Annotated in this window: 20 protein-coding genes and 1 pseudogene; 11 read left to right on the top strand and 10 right to left on the bottom strand. The window is 51.3% G+C overall.

Annotated features, from left to right (window positions below; genetic code table 11):
- Window positions 1-211: 211 nt before the first annotated feature.
- Entirely contained in the window at window positions 212-562 is a 351-nt protein-coding gene (locus EL645_RS40355) for a hypothetical protein (RefSeq protein ID WP_176599843.1), read from the top strand.
- A 481-nt stretch (window positions 563-1043) separates the two neighbouring features.
- Window positions 1044-1370 (top strand): hypothetical protein, encoded by a 327-nt coding sequence (locus tag EL645_RS29805; protein WP_176599844.1) that lies wholly within the window; start codon window positions 1044-1046, stop codon window positions 1368-1370.
- A gap of 126 nt (window positions 1371-1496) precedes the next feature.
- Here the strand turns inward: EL645_RS29805 and hypF are convergent, their stop codons facing one another.
- The 4 genes from hypF to rpoD all read right to left on the bottom strand — a co-directional run bounded on the left by hypF (window position 1497) and on the right by rpoD (window position 6455).
- On the bottom strand, window positions 1497-3809 hold the full coding sequence (hypF, locus tag EL645_RS29800; protein WP_126555534.1) for a carbamoyltransferase HypF: 2313 nt from the start codon (window positions 3807-3809) through the stop codon (window positions 1497-1499).
- 393 nt (window positions 3810-4202) lie between these two features.
- Complete coding sequence (locus EL645_RS29795) at window positions 4203-4703, bottom strand: TOBE domain-containing protein (protein ID WP_126555531.1); 501 nt, start codon at window positions 4701-4703, stop codon at window positions 4203-4205.
- Window positions 4696-5019 carry an ABC transporter permease subunit gene (locus tag EL645_RS29790; RefSeq protein ID WP_126555529.1) on the bottom strand — a complete coding sequence of 108 codons (324 nt, stop codon included), beginning with the start codon at window positions 5017-5019 and terminating at the stop codon, window positions 4696-4698. The genes EL645_RS29795 and EL645_RS29790 overlap by 8 nt, the downstream gene beginning before the upstream one ends.
- A gap of 311 nt (window positions 5020-5330) precedes the next feature.
- The gene (gene rpoD, locus EL645_RS29785; RefSeq protein ID WP_307720594.1) at window positions 5331-6455 is read right to left on the bottom strand and encodes an RNA polymerase sigma factor RpoD; all 1125 of its coding nucleotides are present in this window, start codon (window positions 6453-6455) and stop codon (window positions 5331-5333) included.
- 1148 nt (window positions 6456-7603) lie between these two features.
- Between rpoD and EL645_RS29780 the strand changes: the two genes are divergently transcribed.
- On the top strand, window positions 7604-8755 hold the full coding sequence (locus tag EL645_RS29780) for a metallophosphoesterase family protein (protein ID WP_126555524.1): 1152 nt from the start codon (window positions 7604-7606) through the stop codon (window positions 8753-8755).
- A gap of 346 nt (window positions 8756-9101) precedes the next feature.
- Entirely contained in the window at window positions 9102-9893 is a 792-nt protein-coding gene (locus tag EL645_RS29775) for a nucleotidyltransferase domain-containing protein (RefSeq protein ID WP_126555521.1), read from the top strand.
- Here EL645_RS29775 and EL645_RS29770 read toward each other — a convergent pair.
- The 3 genes from EL645_RS29770 to EL645_RS29760 all read right to left on the bottom strand — a co-directional run bounded on the left by EL645_RS29770 (window position 9890) and on the right by EL645_RS29760 (window position 12492).
- Window positions 9890-10840, bottom strand: coding sequence for a LysR family transcriptional regulator (locus EL645_RS29770; RefSeq protein ID WP_126555518.1), 951 nt, complete (start codon window positions 10838-10840; stop codon window positions 9890-9892). The two genes, EL645_RS29775 and EL645_RS29770, sit on opposite strands and share 4 nt — an antisense overlap.
- A gap of 171 nt (window positions 10841-11011) precedes the next feature.
- Entirely contained in the window at window positions 11012-11545 is a 534-nt protein-coding gene (locus tag EL645_RS29765; protein WP_126555516.1) for an IS4 family transposase, read from the bottom strand.
- Entirely contained in the window at window positions 11527-12492 is a 966-nt protein-coding gene (locus EL645_RS29760) for an IS4/Tn5 family transposase DNA-binding protein (RefSeq protein WP_161977803.1), read from the bottom strand. The genes EL645_RS29765 and EL645_RS29760 overlap by 19 nt, the downstream gene beginning before the upstream one ends.
- Window positions 12493-12953: 461 nt before the next feature.
- Between EL645_RS29760 and EL645_RS29755 the strand changes: the two genes are divergently transcribed.
- From EL645_RS29755 to EL645_RS29740, 4 genes and pseudogenes are all read left to right on the top strand, one after another.
- A complete protein-coding gene (locus EL645_RS29755; RefSeq protein ID WP_126555510.1) occupies window positions 12954-14720 on the top strand; it encodes an MFS transporter in 1767 nt (588 codons plus the stop codon).
- Window positions 14721-15137: 417 nt separating this feature from the next.
- A pseudogene (locus EL645_RS29750) lies at window positions 15138-15925 on the top strand (SDR family NAD(P)-dependent oxidoreductase).
- Between the two features lie 32 nt (window positions 15926-15957).
- Window positions 15958-16950, top strand: a complete 993-nt coding sequence (locus tag EL645_RS29745) for a sugar phosphate isomerase/epimerase family protein (protein WP_126555507.1) — start codon at window positions 15958-15960, stop codon at window positions 16948-16950.
- A gap of 54 nt (window positions 16951-17004) precedes the next feature.
- Window positions 17005-17790, top strand: coding sequence for an SDR family NAD(P)-dependent oxidoreductase (locus EL645_RS29740; protein WP_126555504.1), 786 nt, complete (start codon window positions 17005-17007; stop codon window positions 17788-17790).
- Between the two features lie 404 nt (window positions 17791-18194).
- On the opposite strand, the gene EL645_RS29735 is transcribed toward EL645_RS29740, so the two are convergent.
- From EL645_RS29735 to EL645_RS29725, 3 genes are all read right to left on the bottom strand, one after another.
- Window positions 18195-19043: a sugar phosphate isomerase/epimerase family protein gene (locus EL645_RS29735; RefSeq protein WP_126555501.1), complete on the bottom strand. Its 849-nt coding sequence runs from the start codon at window positions 19041-19043 to the stop codon at window positions 18195-18197.
- A gap of 164 nt (window positions 19044-19207) precedes the next feature.
- Window positions 19208-19468 carry a hypothetical protein gene (locus tag EL645_RS29730; protein ID WP_126555498.1) on the bottom strand — a complete coding sequence of 87 codons (261 nt, stop codon included), beginning with the start codon at window positions 19466-19468 and terminating at the stop codon, window positions 19208-19210.
- Window positions 19469-19667: 199 nt separating this feature from the next.
- Window positions 19668-20510, bottom strand: a complete 843-nt coding sequence (locus EL645_RS29725) for an alpha/beta hydrolase (RefSeq protein WP_161977802.1) — start codon at window positions 20508-20510, stop codon at window positions 19668-19670.
- A gap of 93 nt (window positions 20511-20603) precedes the next feature.
- Here EL645_RS29725 and EL645_RS29720 point away from each other — a divergent pair, with 93 nt between their 5' ends.
- The 3 genes from EL645_RS29720 (at window position 20604) to EL645_RS43290 (ending at window position 23817) form a co-directional block, all read left to right on the top strand.
- Complete coding sequence (locus EL645_RS29720) at window positions 20604-21233, top strand: GNAT family N-acetyltransferase (RefSeq protein ID WP_126555491.1); 630 nt, start codon at window positions 20604-20606, stop codon at window positions 21231-21233.
- A gap of 362 nt (window positions 21234-21595) precedes the next feature.
- Window positions 21596-23077: an AAA family ATPase gene (locus tag EL645_RS29715; protein WP_246035626.1), complete on the top strand. Its 1482-nt coding sequence runs from the start codon at window positions 21596-21598 to the stop codon at window positions 23075-23077.
- Window positions 23074-23817 carry an AAA family ATPase gene (locus EL645_RS43290; protein ID WP_246035625.1) on the top strand — a complete coding sequence of 248 codons (744 nt, stop codon included), beginning with the start codon at window positions 23074-23076 and terminating at the stop codon, window positions 23815-23817. Before EL645_RS29715 ends, EL645_RS43290 begins: the two co-directional genes overlap by 4 nt.
- Window positions 23818-23908 lie beyond the last annotated feature (91 nt).

Below are 23908 nucleotides of genomic sequence, written 5' to 3'. Positions count from 1 at the left end.
TTTTTCGTTATACGAGCGATAGACTTCTGTGTTTCGCTATTAGATCGACATGCTCTGGCAACGATAGATTAATTAATTATTAAATTTAGTGAATACATCAATTATAGTAGACTTGACATATAAATCAGCATAGGGTACATATGAAGTGGCACATGGCCAACTGGAAAATTTCCAGTGGGACTTCCTGATACTTTATGAAAGGATGAACGTGATGTTTAACAGCAAAAAAGACCAGAGCGTGGATATCCTGAGTGAGCAGTCGTATCCAGAATTTTTAGTCAACATTGATGCCGAGGAATTGTCCGACCAGCAGTTGCAGGATGTCAATGGCACCTGTGGTGGTTGGGGTGGTGGATACGGTGGTTGGGGTAATGGTTTTGGCTATGGCGGCTGTGGTGGTGGATACGGTGGTTGGGGTGGTTGGGGTGGTTGGGGTGGTTACGGTGGTTGGGGTCGTGGTGGCTGGGGCCGTGGTGGTCGCGGTCGGGGTGGACATCATCACGGTGGACATGGCGGACATCATCACGGCGGCCATGGCGGACACGGTGGACATCACCATTAATCAGTTGTATGGTCATGAATTAAAGCTTATGACCATACATACGACACTCCAGGTACAAGTTACCTGGAGTGTCGTTGTTGCCCTCAAAAAAATTTTTAGCTGTGTTTTCCGACGAGCGAGAAAATATACCAGTCCCCATAAGTTGATTTATAAAGAAATTTCTTTATAAAGAATTTTATTTTTGGCCATTTTTCCTAATCGATTCCTTCCCTCAATTTACCCTGCTAAAAAGGCCTGCTATCCTTCCAAAATAACTTTTTATATAAAAAATACTTGTTTTTTTGCGTCTATTCTCCCGCTTATCTCTATTAGGTTTATATGTTCAGGTGATAATAGATTAATTTATTATTAAATTTTGATGATCTAAAAATTATAGTAGACTTGACATATAAATCAGCATAGGGTACATATGAAGTGGCACATGGCCACCTGGAGTTTTTCCCGGTAGGACTTCCTGATACTTTACGAAAGGATGAACGTGATGTTTAATCGCAAAACAGATCAACGCGTAGATGTCCTGAGTGAACAGTCGTATCCCGAACTTTTAGCGAAAGTGGATGCCGAGGAATTGACCGACCAACAGTTAGATGAGGTCAATGGTGGTTGGGGCGGTTATGGCGGTTATGGCGGTTATGGTGGGTGTGGCGGTTATGGCTATGGCTTCGGTTATGGTGGTTGGGGTTATGGTGGTTGGGGTTGGGGTCGTGGTTGGGGTCATCGCCGCTTTGGTAGGGGCCGCTTTGGTCATCGTCACGGTGGTCACGGTGGTCACGGTGGTCACGGCGGTCACGGCGGACATCACCATTAATTTGTGGCGCAGCCATGTGATAAATGGCACAACCACGAGCGCCATCACTCTATGGCCTAGCAGGCAGATTGTTTTTCCTGCTTCCGGAGTGGTGGCGTGCTTGTATATTGTGTTTTAGTATTTATGTCAGCTTATCTTTTTTAATTGCGCCGCCGCGATCGCCAATTGCCCCAGACTCAGCCCTCCATCGTTGACAGGAACCTTCTTGTTGAGATAGATTTCAAAGGCATTCTGGTCCAGAACAGTGACCAGCTCTTCTAGTAGTAATTGATTCTGAAAAACTCCTCCTCCTAGAACCACTTTATGTATGCTATCTCTCTTGCGCACCTCTTTACAGGCATCTACTAACAATTGAATAATTGTGCTATGGAAACGGCGGGCGATGGTGGCTGGTTGAACATGCTGCTCTATATCTCTGACAATAGCCTGGATGGTAGGAAGTACCTCCAATTCTGCCGTGAGAGTTGAGATATTATAAGGATAGCTCTGCTGTGGATCTTTACATGTCAGCGCCAGTTGCTCGAGTTCTATCGCAGCCTGTCCTTCATATTGCACCTGTGAACGAATGCCCAGTAAAGCCGCAACCGCGTCGAAGAGACGCCCCAGGCTGGATGTGGCCGGGCAATTCAAGCGCCGCTCAATCATCTGAGCCAGTGTCTTCCAGGTCTGCCGGGGCAATTGCTGGCTGAATGGGATATGTAATCCCTGAAAGTCACTGCCATAAGCGGCATAAAGATAGGCTGCGGCCATACGCCATGGCTGTTTTATCGCTTGCTCGCCGCCTGGTAAAGGCATATAGGCGAGGTGAAAGCAACGCTCAAAACTACATAGATCTGCCTGCAGGATTTCGCCGCCCCAGATCGCGCCATCTGTACCATAGCCAGAGCCATCGGCGGCAATCCCAATTACAGGTTCAGTCAAAGCATGTTCAATCATCGCGCTGGCTATATGTGCATGATGATGTTGCACGCCTATCCTGGGCAGATCAAGTTCTAACGCATAGCGGGTTGCCAGGTAATCAGGATGCAGGTCGTGTACGACAACTGCCGGTTCGATATCAAAGAGGCGTTTAAAATGCTCAATCCCTTCCCTGAAGGAGAGTAGTGTCTCCAGATTTTCCAGATCCCCGATATGATGACTGATAAATGCCTGTTTTTCTTTGGCCAGACAGAATGTATTCTTGAGGTGCGCGCCACAGGCCAGAATAGGCATGAGGACAGGCCAGGGCAACATCAGTGGTTCTGGTACATAGCCACGAGAGCGGCGTAAGAACTGTGGTCCGCTAGCTGTCACTTTAAGTACCGAGTCATCGCAACGCATAAAGATCTCACGATTATGTGCCAGTATCCCATCACTGATAGCAGCCAGGCGTGTGCTGGCATCCTCATCGCGATAAGCGATTGGCTCATCGCTCACATTGCCGCTGGTCATTACCAGTATGACTGGCAGCTCAGGTGCAAAATATTGCTGGCAGGCAGCCAGGAGCAGATAATGGAGCGGTGTATATGGCAGCATTAATCCCAGCGTTTGATGTCCCGGGGCTACGGCGGGAGCTACAATTTGCTGTTCCCTCTTTTTGAGCAACACAATTGGGCGTCGATGCGATTGCAACAAAACAGCTTCTTCATCATTAATCTGGCAGAGTTGGCGCGCGCTATCCATATTAGCAACCATCAAGGCGAATGGCCTGGCCTCACGTTGCTTGCGGATACGTAGCTGCTGGACAGCCTGATCGTTCATGGCATCGCAGGCCAGGTGGTAGCCGCCCAATCCTTTAATCGCCATCACCGCACCCTGAGCCAGATAGGCGGCGGTCCGCTCAATCTCTGTACCACTAGCTGCCACCAACTCAGTAGCTGGTCGCATCTGCAGATAGACGCCGGGCCCACAGCGGGCGCAGGCATCTGGCTGGGCATGGAAACGGCGATCCAGCGGATCACTATACTCACGCTGGCACTGCTCACACATTTGAAAGCCACGCATAGTCGTATTGGCGCGATCATAGGGAACATCCTGGATAATTGTGAAGCGAGGACCACAATTAGTACAATTGATGAAAGGATAATGGAAGCGGCGATCAAGAGGCTCAAAGAGTTCATGCAAGCAATCGGCACAGATAGCGGTATCTGGCGAGATCAAAGTACGCCTTTCGGCCTGGCGCTGGCTCTCAACAATCACAAAGGCATTCTCACCCTGTATATCCATCTGCGTGACCTGCACCTCATCGATCTGAGCCAGCGGAGGAAGTTCAGTCAGCAAGGCTTGTTGAAATGCTTCCAGCGCGGCGAGTGCTCCCTCAAGCTCGATAACCACGCCCTGACTATTATTGAGGACAAAGCCCCCCAATTGCCAGCGCCGTGCTAATCCATACACAAACGGACGAAAGCCTACTCCCTGCACGATTCCCTGCACAAGTACGCGCCATCGTTCTTGCTCCATCCTCACGCTCCTATTCTATATCCTCTATGTCCAACAGCCCTTTGCCCCATTAGTGTACTTTCTCCACGCTACACCCCCCCGATTTGTAACACCAGTATAAACCTACAAAAACCGCCCCCCATCACTACAAATATTCTCTTCAATCCCTTGACTCTCTCCAATCCCTTTACATATATAGATAGCATATTTTTCAGGGGCAACGCCCCTGAAAAATATGCTATCTATATATCTCATCTCCCTTCAGCCGTCAGCGCGAGGAGCAGGAGGCTCGAGATCAAACGGGCGGTGCAGGAGGGCGGCGAGCCCTTCTACCGGGGGCGGGGCGTCCCCGCCCATTTCCTCCCCCTCCTCCCGCTGTAGGTGGGAAAAAGAGAGCTCATGAAAAAAATATATTCAGATGCTCTGAATATATTTTTGCTTTTTATCTTGCAGAGGCAAGACATAGCAATTATCGGGCGAAAATGTCATCACGATAGATTGTGCTACAAACAGATCCCGCGCCTGTTGATTTGAAACATCAACCGTAACCAGCTCATCGTTCGCTGTCTTCACCATGAAGCGTGTAAATGGACCAAGAAATGTGCGCAATTGAATAATACCAGGTATATGATTGTGCGTTGCCAGCGGCCCTGCTAACTCGGGCTCATCCTGATCATGGATCGCGATCTGCTCTGGGCGAACCAGGATTAAGATTGCATCTCCATCCTGAAAATCTTCCGGCTGCGCAGCAACATAGAAGTCCTGTTGCTTAACCTGGCATTTTCCCTGACTTGCCGAGATAACAGTTCCCTCGAAGCGATTACTGACACCCACAAAAGTGGCTGTAAAGACGGTCTGAGGCTTGCGATAGATCTGCTCTGGATTATCCAACTGCTCAATTTGGCCTTTAGACATCACTGTGATGCGATCTGAGATCGAGAGGGCCTCTTCGTACAGAAAGCAGCATTGCCAGCACACAGAATAGCGTGAGGAAAAAGCTTAGAATGGTTAAAGAGGCTGCCTTATGGGGATCACTCTGCCCTGTCACATTTAGATAGATCGGGAAGGAGGCGATATTAAAAAGGTTGGCCAGCGTGAACTCTCCCATTGCCGTCGAGAAGGTCAGCAATGCCGCGCTGATAACACCGGGTAAGATACTGGGAAGAATAATCGTGGCAAAGGTTCGCGGCGCCGGGTTGGGGGCGTGGAGTGGGTGGTTGCGGCCGCCCACTCCACACCTGAAAGATGTACATTCTCTGGACGGACATTAAATAGCCCTGATATTTATACCTGCGTTTGAGCGCCTGTGGCGCTCAAGGAGTATTCTTGTGTGGTGCAAAAAGTACGCAAGCACACTTTTTGCACCACACAAGAAAAAAAGCCCGGGCGCGCCAGCGCACGTCCGCGTAAGAGCGGCACGCTTCCCAGGATGATGGCAGTAAGACACATACTAAAAAAGTGTGGGAACGCTCACTCTGAAGTTAGCGTTCCCACACTTTTTTATTGTCGCAGTACCCCATCTTTTAATGACGATTACAACTCTTAGTCAAGGTAATCCTGTAAATGATGGGTCATGCTCAACTGGCGCAGTTTGCGCAGCGCCTTCGCCTCAATCTGACGAATCCGCTCACGCGTTACATTGAATGTTTTCCCAACTTCTTCCAGGGAATGGCTCTGACCATCTACAAACCCGAAGCGGATCTGAATGATCTTGCGCTCACGCTCTGACAGATTTAAGAGAACTTTATTGATCTGCTCTTTAAGCAGTTGACGATCAGCCCCCTCAGTCGGTGTTGCGGTTGTCTCATCCTCGACATAGTCGCCCAGGCTACGATCGCTATCCTCGCCAATCGGGGTCTCCAGGCTAACGGGGCGCTGGTTCACATGGATAATCTCAAGCACCTTCTCGGTTGAGATGCCCATGCGGTCCGCGATCTCCTGTGGGGATGGCTCACGGCCCAGCTCCTGCACTAACGAGCGGCTGACGCGGCCCATGCGATTGATCGTTTCCGCCAGGTGCACTGGGAGGCGAATGGTACGGGCCTGATTGGCAATCGAACGGCTCACAGCCTGGCGAATCCACCAGGTTGCATAGGTGCTGAACTTATAGCCCTTCGTATAGTCGAATTTATCGACCGCACCGATCAGACCGGTATTGCCTTCCTGGATCAGATCCTGCAATGACATACCGCGGCCAGTGTACTTTTTAGCGACGCTTACGACCAGGCGCAGATTAGCCTCGATGAGGTGGCGGTGGGCTTCATTTGCCCTCTCCATGATCATGCGATCTGGCATGATTTGTAAGCGCTCTGCACGCAGGCGCTCAATTTTACCACGCTCAATAGCCTGGGCCAGACGTACCTCTTCTTCAGCTGTCAGCAGGGGTGCACGACCAATCTCACGCAGGTACATTGCAACCGAGTCGTCAACTTCGCTGGTACCAGCAACCAGTAAGCTATGTCCCTTTAGATGAGTATCGAGTTGAACATCTTCTTCGAGATCTTCATCCTCTTCGTCCTCTTCTTCCAGGAAAACTTCTCTATCTATTTCAGCATCATGAATATCACTCATTGCCTCGAAATCGGGAACCATCTGCATGTCATCAACCTCAAATGGCAGCGATGGTGTGGTCCCCTCTTTATGTTGTTCTTTAAGCATAGTCGCCATAGGAATCTCCATTATATAGAATAAGTACTGCGTATAAATACATGTAGATGTGATATTCAAGCCAGATGGACTGGTCTGCACTCTCTAGCACAGGTATTAGTAATGATAGACGACCGACATTGGAAAAAACTTAAAAGCATGCTTTAAATAAGCAACCAGAAACGTCGTCGGAACGACTAGCTGATTGGCAGCCTATCTGATTGTAAGGCCAGCCTGATAAATACGGCTGGCTTTGAGCAGCTTGACTCGTCTGACTTCATTGGCAATTACAGTAAGCGTATCGTATAAGTGAACGAGCGTTGTCGGAGAAATCTAGGAGTGTGTTTTCAACATCTTGCCTACTTCACGCACATACAGCGGTGTTATCTCTTTATTTCTATCTATGATAACACATTTCTGTGCTTTTATCTTCCCATTTCATACCTCTATTTGAATTTGGGCCTGGGGGTAGCCTTCAGGGGAACCTGCTTAAACAGGGCATTCCTGATTACTACGAAAAAAATTATGTCCCCGGCGGCCTCAAATTTTCCTGCGCTCGTCTTATCTTTACTACGGACTACCCCTATGCAATGTAACAAAGAATAGCCACTGGAAAATGTACCACTACAATATATCTATCTGGTAGTAGCCCTCTCCAATGTATGCAATACATACCCACTGCTCACTATCCTGCAGGATGGAGCATTAGTCCTATGTAGAGGAGCGGGCATCGTGCCATTCTGTCAAGTTCTTAGAGCTCTTGTGTGCGGAAATCGAGCGCCTGGCAGGCTGCTCAATTAGCTTGAAAAAAGCCCTGTTTGAGAACGTGAAAGGTCGTAGTAAAAATCGTCTATGTCCGTCTAACATTTCGAGAGTGCGAAGCGTACAGTTCGGACTGACCTTGAATGTGACAAATTCTCCTGCGATTATACCATATCGATTGGAAAAATGAAGGTAATCGACGGCGCTACTAGTATTTTTGGCCTATTGGATCTGGCATTCAGGCACCCCCTCTTATCTCCTGGCGACTATGATTATAGGTCGAAATGTATTTAATTGATTTTTTAGTAATAAAGAACTATATTGTATATTAAGGGATTAAGTTTATGCTGTCTGTATAAGTTGTTTAAGCCGGTAATAGATAGGGATGATGGGAAGGGAGAGTCTTTATGACAGATAATGTGCGGCTCCGCCGCTTTAGCGCGGATGCGCCCGATGCTCAGGGTTATCAGATCAATCGTCTCCATGGTAAATTTCCAAACCAGCCGTTTCGTTCGCTGCCCCAACCTACTGGAAAGCCCCCTTATCATGTGAATCTAGAAGAGATTCTGCCTGCACAGGCCGTTCAAGACATGATTGCCGCCAGGAAAATGGTCTTCCATACTGCTGGTGATACTGGCGGTGTGAAAAGTCCGGCGGATCAGCAACTGGTGATTGATCATATGGAGAATGATTTCCAGGTTGCTGATCCACTTGAGCGCCCTGCCTTCTTTTACCATCTCGGCGACGTCGTCTATTATTATGGGGAAGAGGATCAGTATTATTCACAATTTTACGAGCCAAACGCCCATTATTCCGCGCCCATTTTTGCTATTCCTGGTAATCATGATGGCGATTTGATCGATACGTCGGTCCCATCCCTGCAGGCCTTTGTCACCAATTTTTGTGCGCGTGAGGCCCAGATTGCCCCTTCTTCAGGCGATGCGCCACGTGACACGATGACACAGCCGAATGTCTACTGGACCTTGAATACGCCTTTTGCTACGTTTATTGGCCTCTATACCAATGTGCCTGAAGGTGGCGCGCTGGATGCGACCCAGATTAACTGGTTCCATAATGAATTGACGCAAGCCCCTACCGATAAAGCTTTGATTGTGGCCATGCATCATCCCATCTTCTCGGCCGATAAGCATCACTCCGGGAGCCAGTATATGGAAGGTATCCTGGATGATGCCATGCAAGCCACTGGTCGCATACCACAGTTGGTGTTGACGGCGCATGTGCATAACTATCAGCGTTTTAGTCGCCAGTACAATAACAAGCTGATCACTTATCTGGTCGTAGGAGGAGGAGGCTACTGGAACCTGCACCATATGCTCGACTCCATTAAAAATCCGCCTACCCCGATCGACCTACCCTTTCCCCTCCCCGATCGCAGCGATGTCAGCCTGAACATGTTCTGTGACGACCGGCACGGATACCTGAAAATGAGCATCACGCCAGATAGCATTGCGGGCGAATACTATACCGTCCCACGGCCACAAGAATCCTGGAGCGCGCCCGCCTCCCTGCTCGATCAATTCTCAATTTCACTCACGTAATCGCATCTCTGATCGCAAATGCAATCAGAAAGATCATTCCCATTAGAAGAAAAAGCAAAATATTAAAGAAAAGCAAAACATGTACGTGTGGGGGCTTGCCCCCGCTTTTAACCTTTCCGCATGATAAAGCAACAATAAGAATTAAAAGCCACTGTCTGATCCGGTGCATAGCATTATTATTGTTGATTTTTCGAGCAGGTAGGGTAGAAGCGGGGCAAGCCCCGCACGTACATTTTGGTTTATTGTTCGTTTGCGCTGGGGGCATTATAATGAAGAGTATAGATAATTGAATATTTGGATAAAATATTTTGTATTTTATGACAACCAGGGAAGGGATAATCAGCGTATGGATATGTCCGCGCGCATACAGGAGGCACTGGCCACGATTGCTCAGGAAGAGCAGGTGCGTATTATTTATGCCTGTGAGTCGGGGAGTCGGGCCTGGGGAATTGCCAGTCAGAATAGTGATTATGACGTGCGTTTTCTCTATGTGCGACCCCAGAATGATTATCTGCGGCTTGATATGCCGCGCGATGTTATTGAGTTGCCGATTGTGGATGATCTGGATATCAATGGCTGGGATATCTTTAAAGCCTTGCGCCTCTTGCGCAATTCGAATCCACCTTTGCTAGAATGGCTCTTCTCACCGATTGTGTACCAGGAGAGCTCTATTTATGTGGAGGCGTTGCGCGACATTGCGCGACGCTTGTATTCTCAAACATCGATTTTTTATCATTATAGTAATATGGCCTATCGCAACTATCATGCCTATATTGAGCAGAAAGATAGTGTCTCGCTCAAGAAATATCTCTATGTGTTGCGTCCAATCATTGCATTATTGTATTTGCAGCAACATAGTAAGCTGGCTCCTACCAGTTTCATCCAAACGATGGCCGCTGTCCAGTTTCCTCAAGAGGTGCGCGTGCGTATTGAGCAGTTGCTTGTACTGAAGCAGGCTGGTGAGGAGATGGGTATGGGCGATGCCGATCCGATGCTGAATGCATTTATTGTTGAGCATCTGGATCGCTGGCGCGATCCTTCTTTTAAGCAGCAGCAGCCTAAGAGCTCCTGGAAAGAGCTGGATGGGTTGTTACTCTCCATCTTGAATGAGGCCAGGGAGGTTACAGCGGAACGCTAGTCTTCTGTTCCTGCTGGCGTCTCTGTCTGCATCGATGGTGGCAGATTGCCCAGTGTTTCGCCATTATGGGCAAAGTAGTCAATGACGAATTGGCGGAACTGGCGCACAGCCAGCGAGAGATAGCGTTCTTCGGACCAGGCCAGCCCGATTGTGCGCTGACAGATCGGTTCCTCAATGCGTAGTATACTGAATGATGGGTCTGGTTGCTGGATAATGGTCTGCCAGCTTACCGCTGAGCTAAAGGTCATGCCCAGTCCGGCCCTGACCAGTCCACGAATGGCGGCTGGCTCATCCCCTTCAAAGATGATTTTTGGCGTAAAGCCAGCCTGCTGGCAATATTGATCGGTGATGTCGCGCAATCCATAGCCAGGCTTGACGCTGACAAAGGCATCGTTAGCTACCTCGCTCAGCTTTATGCTGCTGCGTGCGGCCAGGCGATGGTTGCCAGGCACGATCAGAAAAATCTCTTCGGTCATCAGTGAGATCCAGTGGATGCCAGGCTGTGTGATAGGTGGCGAGGCGAGGCAGAGGTCGATTTCGCCACGTTCCAATTGATCGATCATGGCCAGATTGGGCTGTTGAAAGAGGCGAAAGCTGATATCCGGATACTGGGCGCAGAAGACGCTCAGGATCTCTGCCAGCAGATTGACGTTGGCCGTGCCGATAGCGATTGAGCCATGTTCGAGTCCGGCCATATCTTGCAGTTGCCGTTTCCCTTCATCTAGCTCGAAAAAAGCGCGCTCAACCTGCTGTAGAAATATCTTGCCAAATTTATTCAAGCGTATCTGGCGACCGTGGCGATCAAAAAGTGGTACACCCAGCTCTTTCTCTAAGTGCGCAATCATTTTACTTAGCGAAGGCTGTGCGATCGTTAGCTCCTCTGCCGCACGCGTCATATGCTCATGCCGTGCTACCGTCTGAAAGTAGCGTAATTGTAATAAATCCACCTCTCCTCCTTCCCCATTTTTTCTCTCCGTCCTTCCGGAGGAAAGCGGGGTGCCGGGCGGCAGCCCCTGATGGAGTGTGATGGCAGGCATGTTGGGGGCATGCCAGTCCTCGTAATCCTGCTATGAGTCATCCCGGATTTTTCAAAAATCCGAAAAACGGGTTTTGCGCTCCTAATGCGGGAGGTGCAGGAGGGCGGCTAGCCCTCCTGCCGGGGTCTGACACAAATCTAGTTGATTCGAAAGGAGGGAAGCGAGTTGCATTCCCTGCAACACGTTCTGGATATACATCCACCCCAACCACAAGGTTTTCCATCCAGGTGGGCCATCGCCTTTGCGACCCAAGTAGCCACCATGACGTGCAATGCCATGCCAGCATTGCTGCACCGTCATGGTTTTTGCTGGATGCCCACTCAAATGAGCCACCACCAGGACAATATCAGTGGGTATCACTGCCCGTGCCAGCTCGTCAGGACATTGACGCGAAAGCACACGCAATTGCAACAAGCGCACGGCAATGGGGGCAATGATGCCCAGCAACGTTCGCAACCCCTCGTAATCCCGAATCTCTCGTTCTTCCATATGGCATCCCGTCTTGAGACCTTGGTGATAGTCCTCAACAATCCAACGCCTGCGATACCACTCGACCCGCTCTTGGGCTTGAGTTGCCGTGTGGGTGGGGACCGAGGTCAACAAGATCCAGTCCAAGGCTTCAACCCCTTCTGGGGATCAGGTTCCCACACACGGATGACCCAGATCACCAGCGGACGCCACTGGTTGGCTTCCCGTGTGCGGGGAGGCAACAGACGCACGGGCTGCCAACTCACGGCCAAAAGGGCCTTGCGGGCCGGGTGTTTCTGGCTACTCTTGAGTTCCAGCCACATGCTCGACCGAATGGGCATCTGCTTGACCACCTCCAGCAAATGCAGCGTGGGGCTACGATGATGATGCGATCGTGGGGGCACCGGTGTCTCTCCTTGTTCCACCAACAGATCAATACAGCGATCTTCATAGGCCCGGACGAGAAAATCACACCCCTGCTCTCGACATTGGCGCATGAACGCAAAGATGTCACTGTAGCGGTCGCCCATATGAATCCATTGACTGCCAGCAGGAGGCGAGCCCAGGATGCGCACACTGCGCTCCCATACCTCCGATTCCCGTTCGCGTTTCCAGCGTTGTTGCTTGCTCTCTTTCTCAGGGGCTGGCTGGCGCAAAAAGGGTTCTTGATGAGCCAATCCCAACAACTGATCGTGCTGAGGTACAACAGCCAGGACGCTTTGCAACAGAAAGCCGTGATGCGTTCCGTTGCCAATGGGCCCCAGTCCACGCGTCGTAGGATGAGCCTGGTAATCCATCTCTGTGGTATCCTGAATCAACAAGACCTGTGCCTGCTGGTGGCATGCTTGCCGTGTGTGTTGCAGGTGGGGAGCAACCAGATGTTCATACGAGGTATGCGACGAATGCACAAATCGATAGGCCGCTTCCAAGCCCGCCGGGCTCAACACACCGGGCAGAGACGCTTGTGGATGCTGCGCAAGGTGGAACGCAAGATCGACGGCACGCTGCACACGACGTGGATCGCCCAGTTGGACCGAGCCAAAGGTGGCTTGAGCCCACTGCTGAGACGACAACAAGATTGCTGGAGACAACATCACCTTCTCCTTTCTTTTCGTTCTTGGTCGTTCCAATGGCATGTGCACCAAGAACCGTGGTTTTTCTGCTTCCACGATTCAACGACTAAAAATGTGATAAAAAGTCAGGCCGGGGTGCGGGGTGTCCCCGCCACCCCGGCAGGGAGGACCCTGCACCCCCGGTTTTAGGAGCTTTTTCAAAAGTTTGGGATGAATCATAAGAGCCCCCCATTTCCCTCTCATAGCCTAAAACGAATGAATATATAGAAAATTATATATTGGAAATTATCAATATTCAAGGGTATGCTTTAAAGAGTAACAAAAACGCACGTTTTTATTACTCCCTTCTTAATCCCGCGTTAAGCGCACAAACCAAAAAAAGTTAATTAGCTATTATCCCCTGTCTGAATGAAAAATGTGGAGGAGACACGGTGTGGTGTGGGTGATACATACAGCGTGGTATGGAGTAAAAAGGATAAAATATGTCTCAAACAATGGTCCCAAGGTCTGCTCGTCCTATTGGTCCTAACTACAAATGGATTGCGTTGTCCAATACAACGCTTGGTATGTTGATGGCCACCATCAACTCTAGTATCGTTCTGATTTCATTGCCTGCTATCTTTACAGGTGTTGGCGTCAATCCTCTGGCTCCCGGTGAAACCAATTATCTACTGTGGATGCTGATGGGGTATATGATTATCACTGCCACCCTGGTTGTAACCTTTGGTCGTATTGGTGACATTTATGGGCGCGTCAAACTGTATAATCTCGGCTTCGCCATTTTTACGCTTGGTAGTATTCTCTTATTCCTGACCCCTGGTTCTGGCGATAGCGCAATCATCTTGATGATTTTATTCCGCCTCGTACAGGGTGTGGGCGCTGGCTTCTTGATGGCTAACAGTACCGCTATTTTGACGGATGCCTTTCCCGCCCATCAACGAGGCATGGCCCTGGGTATTAACCAGATGGTAGCGATCCTGGGCTCGATCCTCGGTTTGATCGTGGGTGGTGTGCTCTCCGTGATCAGCTGGCGCTATGTCTTCCTGGTTAGCGTGCCTTTTGGTATCCTTGGTACTATCTGGGCCTATTTGAAGCTGCGCGAAACCTCGGCGATCAGCTCGAAGAAGCAGGGCATCGACTGGTTAGGAAATGTCACCTTCTTCCTGGGTCTCACTATTCTGCTAATCGGTATGACCTACGGTATCGAGCCATATGGCACCTCTGCTATGGGCTGGGGTAATCCAATGGTGATTGCTGCCCTGGTGATCGGTGTTGTGCTGCTGGCCGCCTTTATCTGGATCGAGATGCATGTTGCTGATCCGATGTTCCAGTTATCACTGTTCAAAATTCGTGCTTTTACTACCGGCAATATCAGCGGTCTTCTATCCGGACTGGCCCGTGGTGGTCTACAGTTTATCCTGATCATCTGGTTACAGGGTATCTGGCTGCCACTGCACGGCTACAACTTTGAGGACACCCCACTGTGGGCTGGCATCTACATGTTGCCGCTGATGATTGGTTTTGTGATCATGGGACCGCTGAGCGGCTGGCTCTCTGATCGCTTTGGTGCTCGCATCTTCTCTGCGGTAGGTATGTTCCTGCAGGCTATCGGTTTTGTCTTGCTTACCTTATTGCCAACAAACTTCGCATATCCCGGCTTTGCCGTCATCCTGTTTGTAATGGGTGTCGGACAGGGCATGTTCGCCTCGCCGAATACAACCGATATTATGAATAGTGTACCGGCTTCCGCCCGTGGTGCTGGATCTGGTATGCGTAGCACTTTCCAGAATGCTGCAACTGTTATCAGTATGGGTATGTTCTTCAGCATTGTAACGGCTGGCCTGGCGGCCTCACTGCCCAGCGCCCTGTTCAATGGTCTGTCGCAAGCGGGCTTACCTGCCAATGTAGCGACCGGTGTCGCGCACCTGCCACCTGTCGCGGCCCTCTTTGCAGCCTTCCTGGGTTTCAATCCAATGAAAACCATGTTGCCACCGGCAGTCCTCAATAGTCTACCCCAGGCCAGCCAGGCCAAACTATTGGGTAAGAGCTTCTTCCCGAATCTGATTTCTGGCCCCTTTGTGGATGGTTTGCATATTGCCTTCTATATCGCGGCCGCCATGTGTCTGGTTGCTGGCTGTGTCTCACTGATCCGTGCGCAGCGCGCAATGGTTAATCCCGGCCAGATCGAACATCTTGAAGTGGTTGCTCCCGAGGTTGAGGCCGTCGCGGAGCTGGCAGGAGAGCAGTAGACACCTCACTTTCTCGCTTCCTTCACGTGTGTTCGTGCTGTCTTATTGGAAGGGAGTCGCTGGAGAAATCTCCAGTGGCTCCCTTTTTTTGTTGCTGCGCAAGCATTCTACTGGCTAACATCCCTGCCTATTTATACATAAGTATAGACATTTTTTCCTTGACACCGGAAATTCCACTTATTAGACTTAACAGTACTGAATATATTTCGATGAGGAAATTGATTCAACAAGATGGTGCTTCCCTTCTGTGATGATAAATCCTCCATTGTTTCTGAGATAGACTGTGTACTATTTCCCTTGCCTGCAATTGAATTTGTGTCGATACGCTAAGCATGGATATATCCAGCTGCCCTGGCTTTTCTGGCTGAAGCACTGAAAAATTGTGCTTCAGGCGCAATAGTCTTTGCAGGTGGTGATATGAAAGGAGAAAGTCGTTCAATGTATTTAGAGACTTTTAGGCTGCAGGGGCGTGTGGCATTAGTGACTGGTGGTAATCGGGGGCTGGGCCTGGTGATGGCGCAGGCTTTAGCGGAGGCGGGCGCGGATGTGATTGTGACGAGTCGTCAGCGCGAGCGGGCCGAGGAGAGCGCCGCCCATATTGCCAGAAACTCCAGTAGCCGCGCACTGGGCCTGGCTGTGGATGTGACTCAGTCGCAAGAGGTTGAGTCGATGGTGCAGACTATTATCAAGGACTTTGGGCATATCGATATCCTGGTCAATAATGCCGGGATCAATATTCGCAAGCCCCTGGAGTCATTTGATGAGGAGAGCTGGGACCTGGTCCAGGCTACCAATCTCAAGGCTCCTTTCCTCTGTACAAAGGCTGTGGCCCCTTTTATGAAAAAGCAGCAGTATGGACGCATCGTCAATGTGGCTTCCATGCTGGGTCAGGTGGCATTGCCTGAACGGAGCGCCTACTGTTCCAGTAAAGGTGGTGTGATCCAGTTGACCAAAGTACTGGCCCTGGAGCTAGCCTCCTACAATATCACCGTCAATGCGTTATGTCCGGGACCCTTTGCCACCGAGCTGAATACGCCTGTATTGAATAATCCCGAGGCTAACCAGTTTTTTATCAACCATACGGCCCTGCATCGTTGGGGCGGCCAGAAGAATTGGGTGGAGCGATCATTTTCCTGGCCTCCGATGCTTCTAGTTTTATGACTGGCTCGGCGCTTACGGTGGATGGCGGCTGGACAGCCGAATAAGCTCTTTCAGGTACGATGAAAGCGAGGTTGGTATGCGTGTTGGACTTTCCGTTTATGGCACGACATTTAGTATGGGGGTGCATCCCGCTGCCGGGCGTCCGACGTTGCGCCCACAGCAACTGATGGATCAGGCTATCGCCCTGGACCTGCAGGGTGTTGAATTGCCCTTTGTCTTTCTGGATGGTGCCGATATTGAGGCGCTCAAACAATATGCCCAGGAGCGCCAACTCTTTATTACCCTCGACACTTATGGCTTTGACCCTGAGCATCTCGGTCAGGTACTCGAACTGGGGGCACGCTTAGGCGCCGGCACTGTGCGCACCCTGGTGGGAGGTGCCCGACTGGGAGGTGACCGTCGTGAAATGGTGGGGCATTGGCAAGATTATTTGCAGCAGGCCCTGGCAGGCTTGCGGAAGGCAACCGTTGTAGCTGAACGCCTGGGCATCAATCTGGCCGTAGAGAACCACCAGGATATTGCTTCAGAGGAGCTGCTCTGGCTATGCACCACCATTGATTCTCCACAATTTGGCATTACCTTTGATACCGGTAATCCCCTGGCCACCGCTGAGGAGCCGATAGACTTTACGCGGCGGATCGCTCCATATGTTAAACATGTGCATCTCAAAGACTATTGGATCTACCTGAGCGAAGAAGGCTATCGCCTGGTTCGCTGTCCGCTGGGGCAGGGCGTGATTGATTTTCCAGCCATGCTGGAGATTCTGGACCAGACCGGGCGTGAGATCACGAAGGTAGTCGAGCTGGGTGCCCTGGAGGGGAGGCATGTGCGCGCGCTGGCCGATGATTACTGGCTTGAATATCCACCGCGCTCCGCCTCACAATTTGCCCATGTCTGGCGCTTCGTACAGGACCATGCCCGGCCAGCAGGTGAGTGGAGGACCCCATTTGAGCGCGGCGAATCAGTGGATGCCGTGGTGGCCTACGAACAGCGCCAGTTGATCTCAAGCCTGGCCTATCTGCAAGGTGTATTTCGTATAGCTGAAAAACAGCTGGATGGGCATGCTTGATGAAGTGGGATTGAAAATGATGTCATTGTTGATAGCATGAAAGAGGTTTAACGCATGGCTGCAGAAGATCTCACAGGAAAAGTCGCCCTGGTTACCGGTTCCAGTCGTGGGCTGGGTCGCCATTATGCTCTCCACCTGGCACGTGCGGGTGCGGACGTGATTATCCACGACGTTACTACTCAGGCCGCCTCCGAGTTTGGCGAGGCGCCTTCTGGCCAGGCCGTGGTCGAGGAGATCCAGGCCCTGGGGCGCAGGTCGGCCTTCTTTACCGCGGACCTGACGGATGCCGGGCAGGTAGAAGGTTTTGTGGCCCAGGCACTGGAAAAACTGGGCCAGATTGATATCCTGGTCAATAACGCGGGTGGTGATATCGGCGCCCACACGCCGCGTCCAGAGCCCAATGATGCCCTGGATATTGATCCAGCAGATATTCGTTCGGTAGTTGAGCGCAACTTATTGACGGCGATGTTTACCTGCAAGTATGTTGGGGTCCATATGCGTGAGCGTGGCAGCGGCAAGATTATCAATGTCGGCTCGGCCGCCGGACATGTAGCGGCCCGTAGCGGAATTATTTATGCCGCGGCTAAGGCGGGTATCTCTCACTACACCCGTTGCCTGGCTGAGGAATTGCGCCCATTTGGCGTTAACGTCAACTGCCTCTCGCCGGCACCCACTTACACCGGGCGCTTCCTGGCCACACGCAGCGTTGGCAGCGAAGAAGGACTATCCAGACTACAACGTATCGCGCAGCCAGAAGACATGGCCAAAATCGTCTTATTCCTGGCCGGTTCCCAATCAGACATTTTGACCGGCGAAACCATCGTCTGCTGGTTCTCCTGATCGTTGTACGTGCGGGGCTTGTCCCAATACCGTTGAGATACGAAGCATTTGAGCTCAGAACCATGGGATTGGAGCCTGTCCCCTTTTACCCTCTCTGCACGAACAGGCAGCAAGAAAGGCGATGCGCATAGGTTCGGCCCTCAGCGGCCGATTGCCGCCCCGGTAGGGCGGCCCGGTATCCTCACCACGCGGTTGCTTATCTCTGACACCTCGGCCCACGCGGTGCCCAAGTACGGACCATGCTTTTGGGCACCGCGTGAAGGAAAGAATCCATGCCATGAGGCACCCCAGCGCTGGGATACGGGGCCGCCGGCTCTGCGGAGGGCGGCAATCGGCCGCAGAGGGCCGAACCTATACCATTCTTTTCTCTTGCTGCCTGGTTATTCAATGAAGCTTATTTGTGTTTATGGATGTATATATGGCGCTACGATCTGGCGTTCTCGGCTCAGGCCATTCCATTCGTCGGGATTGGGTCCATCATAAATGAGTGTGTAGGGACCCGAAAAGCCGGCTGCGCGGGTGATGTCCAGGCAGCGAATATAGTCGTCGCTGTCCAGTTCATCGTTGGTTGAGAAATGGGCTTTGGTGTGGCAAGACTCAGCATAAGGGGCAATGGAGGTCAGGTCCTCATACTTGGTCGGGCCAGACCAGTTGCCGAAGTCAAAGCAGAGTCCGAGGCGTCCCTCTAACTGCTCAAATACCGTGTGGATGGCGGTTGGCTGGGAAAGCAGGCCGAACCAGTTTTCCGTCATCAAGCGAACGCCCTGACCTTCGGCCGTATCTGCCAGCTGGCGCAATCCATGCACACTGGTCTGTAAATTCTCGGCTGTAGGCTCTGACTTGCCAGCGATCACACGCGATCTTTTGGCTCCCAGCTGTCCCGCTACTCCAAGCCAGGAGCGGATCCAGGCCAGGTCGCGCTCGGCATGTTGGGGATGGGTGATATCACCTGCATCTACCAGGAGCGAGAAGAGCTCAATCTTTTCATGTTCCAGCGTGGCTCGTAGTTCGCTAAGGTAGCCTGCATCCAGACTGGGTAGATGAAAGTGACAGATCTCCAGGGTTGAAATACCAAAAGCTGCCAGACGTGCTGGCAGCTCTAGCAGCGAAAGTTGTCCGTTTTTACCTACTGACTCCAAGATGGATTTTTCAGCGTCGGGACCGTAGACCGAGTAGTCTCCCAAAGTGCGATGTAAGCTCCAGGTAGAGACAGAGAAACGAAGGGGACTGATAGATTTGTCTATGGGCGTCATGCCGCATCTCCTTTGATCGATAGACTGGGAGGAAAAGTTCCTTTGCATTTCTTCTGTCATTAACTTACTGATGGGATTGAGAAAGCTTGTGAACTTTTCCCTACAATTGTTCTCTGTACCATTGTAGCTTATTCTGACACTATTTGCAGGAAGAAAGAGTCCGATCAGGGCTCATCAACTGGATTTTCTCTCTCATCCGGATCTGTATCTGGAGCGCTGGTCTCTTCGCGCAGTATTTCAGGTACCTCTTCCGTAGCATGGGCCCTGGCTGCTGCTTCGATAGTTTTTCGGTGCTGATTCAGCCAGCTGAGAAAATCAATTGCCTCATGAGGCGAGAGGGTCAGGCGACATCCTTCACCGGTGATGGCAAGCATCCCCTGGTCATGCAACTCCACCACATGCTTTCCTAAATCGCGTGTGCTCATTGCATATTCCTTTCTATCAAGAAAATATGGATGATGATCAAAGACAATCGTCAGCACCATCGTCACGGCTATCTCCAACGCTATAAAGCTACAGCGGGAAGGAAGAACGCAATGCGAAGACCGTCCTATCAATACTATATACCATGTTTCCTTATACACGTACATGCATACTCATCCGTTGCAGTATATTGTGATCTGGTTAGCGTATGTGTTCCGCTTTCAGGTGTTTGTTAAAGAAATTGAGTGTGAGCCGGTAGATGGTTTGCCAGCTGTCTGGCAGGTTGGAGTACATGTGATTTTCGCCCTCGATCGGATGCAGCGTAACCTCTGCCTGTGCCTGAGTGAGGGCCGTATAGAGCTCTTGTGCTTGATTGAATGGAACGATATCATCCTTTGTGCCATGTATAATGAGAAATGGAGGCAGCTTTCCCGGCTGAATATAGCTAATAGGATTGGCTCGTCGGGCCAGTTCTTTGTTTTCTTGTAGCGGTGCGCCAATCAAACGGGCCTCCGGTGAGCCAGGATCGTTATGTGTGCCACCCATTGTTAGCAGATTACTCGGGCCGCTCAGGTCAACCACTGCCTGCACATTGCTGGGATAGGAAAACTCGCTATCGATGCCCTCTAATTTGCGCGCGTAGGCGGATGTTCCTATAAAGGAGGCCAGGTGGCCACCGGCCGAGTGTCCCCAGACACCGATCCGTTCGGGATCGATATGATATTGGGCAGCATTGGCTCTCAGCCAGCGAATAGCGGCCTTTACATCCTGCAACTGGGCAGGAAAAATAGCCTGACCACTTAAACGGTACTGTACATTGACGGTGAAGAAGCCCTGGGCCGCTAGAAATGCATTTTCTGTTCCAGTATGATCTCCGCCCTCCCAGCCACCCCCGTGGATATATACAACCACTGGCATGAGCTCAGCGGGCAGTGGATCAGGCTGAATGATATTTAGATAGAGTGGTATACCTTCCGCACGTGTATAGAGTACGTCTGGAATGCTTTTAGTAGCATAATTGTGGGTGTATGGCTGTTCTGACATAGAATTTATCCAATCTTTACTAATAACATGCATCTGCTTTGATTGAGCTGACGTCTTTACAATTATATAAGTAGTAAACGAAAGGACGTAAGGATGCAGATGAACATTGCACTACTTCATGATTTTATCGTGCGCCCGGTTCTGCTGGAAGATGCTGAGAATGTGGTGGGTTTACTGGCCGCCATCGCGTATGCTGAAGATTCTCAGCAGCTTGAGCCGCTCGCTACGCTTGATGCTAGCTCTGAACATGCTATTGTGGCTATCCAGGCATTCTGGCATAGCCTGGACCTGGCGCATGATACGCAGGTCGTTGTGACGCCCGATGATGTGATCGTTGGCTACATTGATGTGAAAAAAGTTTTTGCCGATGCCGAGCACACAAGCCAATGTGTAAGGATTCATCATGTGTCGGGTGTGCATCCCGCGTACACCGGTCGCGGTATCGGCACCTGGTTGCTGCGCTATGCTCAGGCTTGGACACAGCAGCATGCAGGTGGTGAGCCGATGCGCATCGTGGCCTGGCTTCAGCATAATAATGAACGCGCGCGGCGCCTCTTTACACGCGAGGGTTATGTCTGCAAAGGAGATCATGCCTACGAGGCGGTACAACTGGATGTGCATGTGAACAAGCGCCTGGTCAGTCAATATGATCTCTATGGCAAAGTTATTACCCCCGATGCGCTCACCTTTCTTTGTGAAGGCACAAAGAATATAACCTTATAAAGCCTTTCCCTGAAATTTGTGAAATATAGTAGCCGCCCCGCAGCATATTTGTTTGAGGACTTACAAAAACCTTCGTTTATGATTACCGGATTAGCACTCGAGAATTAGAACTGCTAAATATGGGAATAATTGGATTCAGGAATGTGTTTTTATAAGCACTTAGCAATCTCGTCAAAAGAATGCTAAAGTCGGGAATAAAAGAACCCGAGCGATCGTTAATATAAGTGAATTAGCAGTGAAGATTTGAGAGTGCTAATGCTTTCCCGCACTGCTAAGGGAAGATCGAAAAATTCCTAAAAGGGATCCTGCAAGAGGCAGTTTCCCTGCTACATATAAATGATAAAGTTAGGAGCATACATATAATGAAATGTGAACGCTGCCAGAAAAATCCTGCCCAGGTCCGCGTTGATCAAATGGTGGAGGGGCGCCGTGAGTCTCATTTCTTTTGTCAGTCCTGTGTTGACGAACTGATGAGAGTAATGGAACAGGCTGAGGGTTTTGATGGCCCAGAGGCTTCTGGTGCTCCCTTTGGTTTTACCGCCAATAGCAATACAAATTCCTCTGCCTCTGCTGCCCGTGCCAGTACTGCAACCGCTGAGCGCCAGGAGACCCAGAGTAAAACCCCTACGTTAGATAAATATGGTCGTGACCTGACCGCCGAGGCTGCCGAGGGCAAATTAGATCCTGCCGCTGGCCGCGAGCGTGAGTTACGCCGCATGATCACCATCCTGGGACGCCGGCAGAAGAATAATCCGGTCTTGATTGGTGAGCCGGGCGTCGGTAAGACGGCGATCGTCGAAGGCCTGGCCCGTAAGATTGTCAGCGGAGATGTGCCCGCTAACCTGCGCGGCAAACGTGTCATCTCATTGAACATGGGTGGTATGATTGCCGGTGCATCTTTCCGAGGACAATTTGAGCAGCGCATCAAATCTATTCTGGAAGAGTTGCGTACAGCCCCCGAAGTGATCGTCTTTATTGATGAGTTGCATACCGTAGTTGGTACCGGTGCCGCTGAAGGCTCCGTTGGTGCCGCGGATATGATCAAGCCGGCGCTGGCCCGTGGCGAGTTGCGTTGTATCGGCGCGACGACCCTGGACGAGTACCGCAAGCACATCGAGAAGGATGCCGCCCTGGAGCGGCGCTTCCAGCCGGTCAAGGTCGATGAGCCTTCGGTGGAAGAGGCGATCCAGATGCTGCAACTGCTGCGCCCCAACTATGAGGCCCACCATGGTGTCAGCATCACCGATGAGGCGATTGAAGCGGCTGTCAAGCTCTCTGATCGCTACATCAATGATCGTTTCCTGCCTGACAAAGCCATCGACGTGATGGATGAAGCCGGTTCTGCCCTGGTGCTCGAAGCCAGCGACAAAGGATTAGTCAATCCCTCGATCTTGGAGAAAGAACTGGCAGACCTGCAGCAGCAGAAAGAGGCCGCTGCGGAGGCCGAAGATTACGAGAAGGCTGCCCAACTGCGTCAGCAGGAGCTATTGACCCTGCAGAAGCTTGAGAAAGCCCGCTCAGAGTCTGAGACGACCTTCTCCTTGCTGGTGACGCCTGAGCAGATTGCGCAGGTGGTCGAGCTGTGGACCGGCGTTCCGGTGACCCAGATGCTGGAGAGCGAGCGTAAAAACCTCTTAACCCTGGAAGGGGATCTGCGCCAGCGTGTCATTGGTCAGGATGAGGCGATCAGCGCGGTGGCTCGTTCGATCCGCCGTTCGCGTGCGGGTCTGAAAGATCTCAAACGTCCGATTGGCTCGTTCCTGTTCCTGGGACCGACCGGCGTCGGTAAGACCGAGCTGGCCAAGGCGCTCTCCGCCGAGCTCTTCGGGGTGAGGACCATATGATCCGGCTGGATATGTCGGAGTATATGGAGCCACATACCGTCTCTCGTCTGTTCGGGAGCCCTCCGGGCTATGTCGGTCATGATGATGGTGGGCAGCTCACCGAGCAGGTGCGCCGCCGTCCCTATAGCGTGATCTTGCTCGACGAGGTCGAGAAAGCGCATCCGGAGGTCTTCAACTCCTTGTTGCAGATCCTGGATGATGGACGCCTGACCGATGGGCAGGGTCGCACCGTGGACTTCAAGAACACGGTGGTGATCATGACCAGTAATGCTGGCAGTGCTGACCTCAAGCGTGCGGTCAACATGGGCTTTAGCACCCGCAAGGGTGATGAGGCCAAAGATGAACAGCACGAGGTGATGCGCTCCAAGGCGATGGAAGGCTTGAAGCGAGCGTTCCGGCCTGAGTTCATCAACCGTATCGACCAGATTGTGGTCTTCCACACGCTGGGACGTGAGGAGCTCTACCAGATCGTCGACCTGCTGCTGGCTCAGGTGCGTGGACGCTTGCAGGAGCAGCAGATCGAGCTGACGGTGAGCGACGAGGTGCGTGACTTCTTGCTCAAGGTGGGCTTCGATGAAGAGTATGGAGCTCGCCCATTGCGTCGAGCGATCCAGAGCTACATCGATGATGCCCTGGCCGACGCCATCCTGGATGGCACCATCGCCAGTGGTCAGTTGGCCCAGCTGACCATGCAAGATGGTAAGGTTGCGGTGCAAGTGCCCGCAACCGTCCAGGCGTAAACCTGATATTCCCCTGTGCTTCAGGCAGAAGAGATAATCCAACAATCTCTTCTGCCTGAAGCTATTTTTGGTTTGGCTAACCGATTAGTAG

This window comes from Dictyobacter kobayashii (genome assembly GCF_003967555.1).
In the GTDB taxonomy this organism is placed as follows: Bacteria; Chloroflexota; Ktedonobacteria; order Ktedonobacterales; family Ktedonobacteraceae; genus Dictyobacter; species Dictyobacter kobayashii.
Note: the sequence above shows the minus strand (reverse complement) of the source record. Positions and strands in the feature narration are given on the sequence as shown.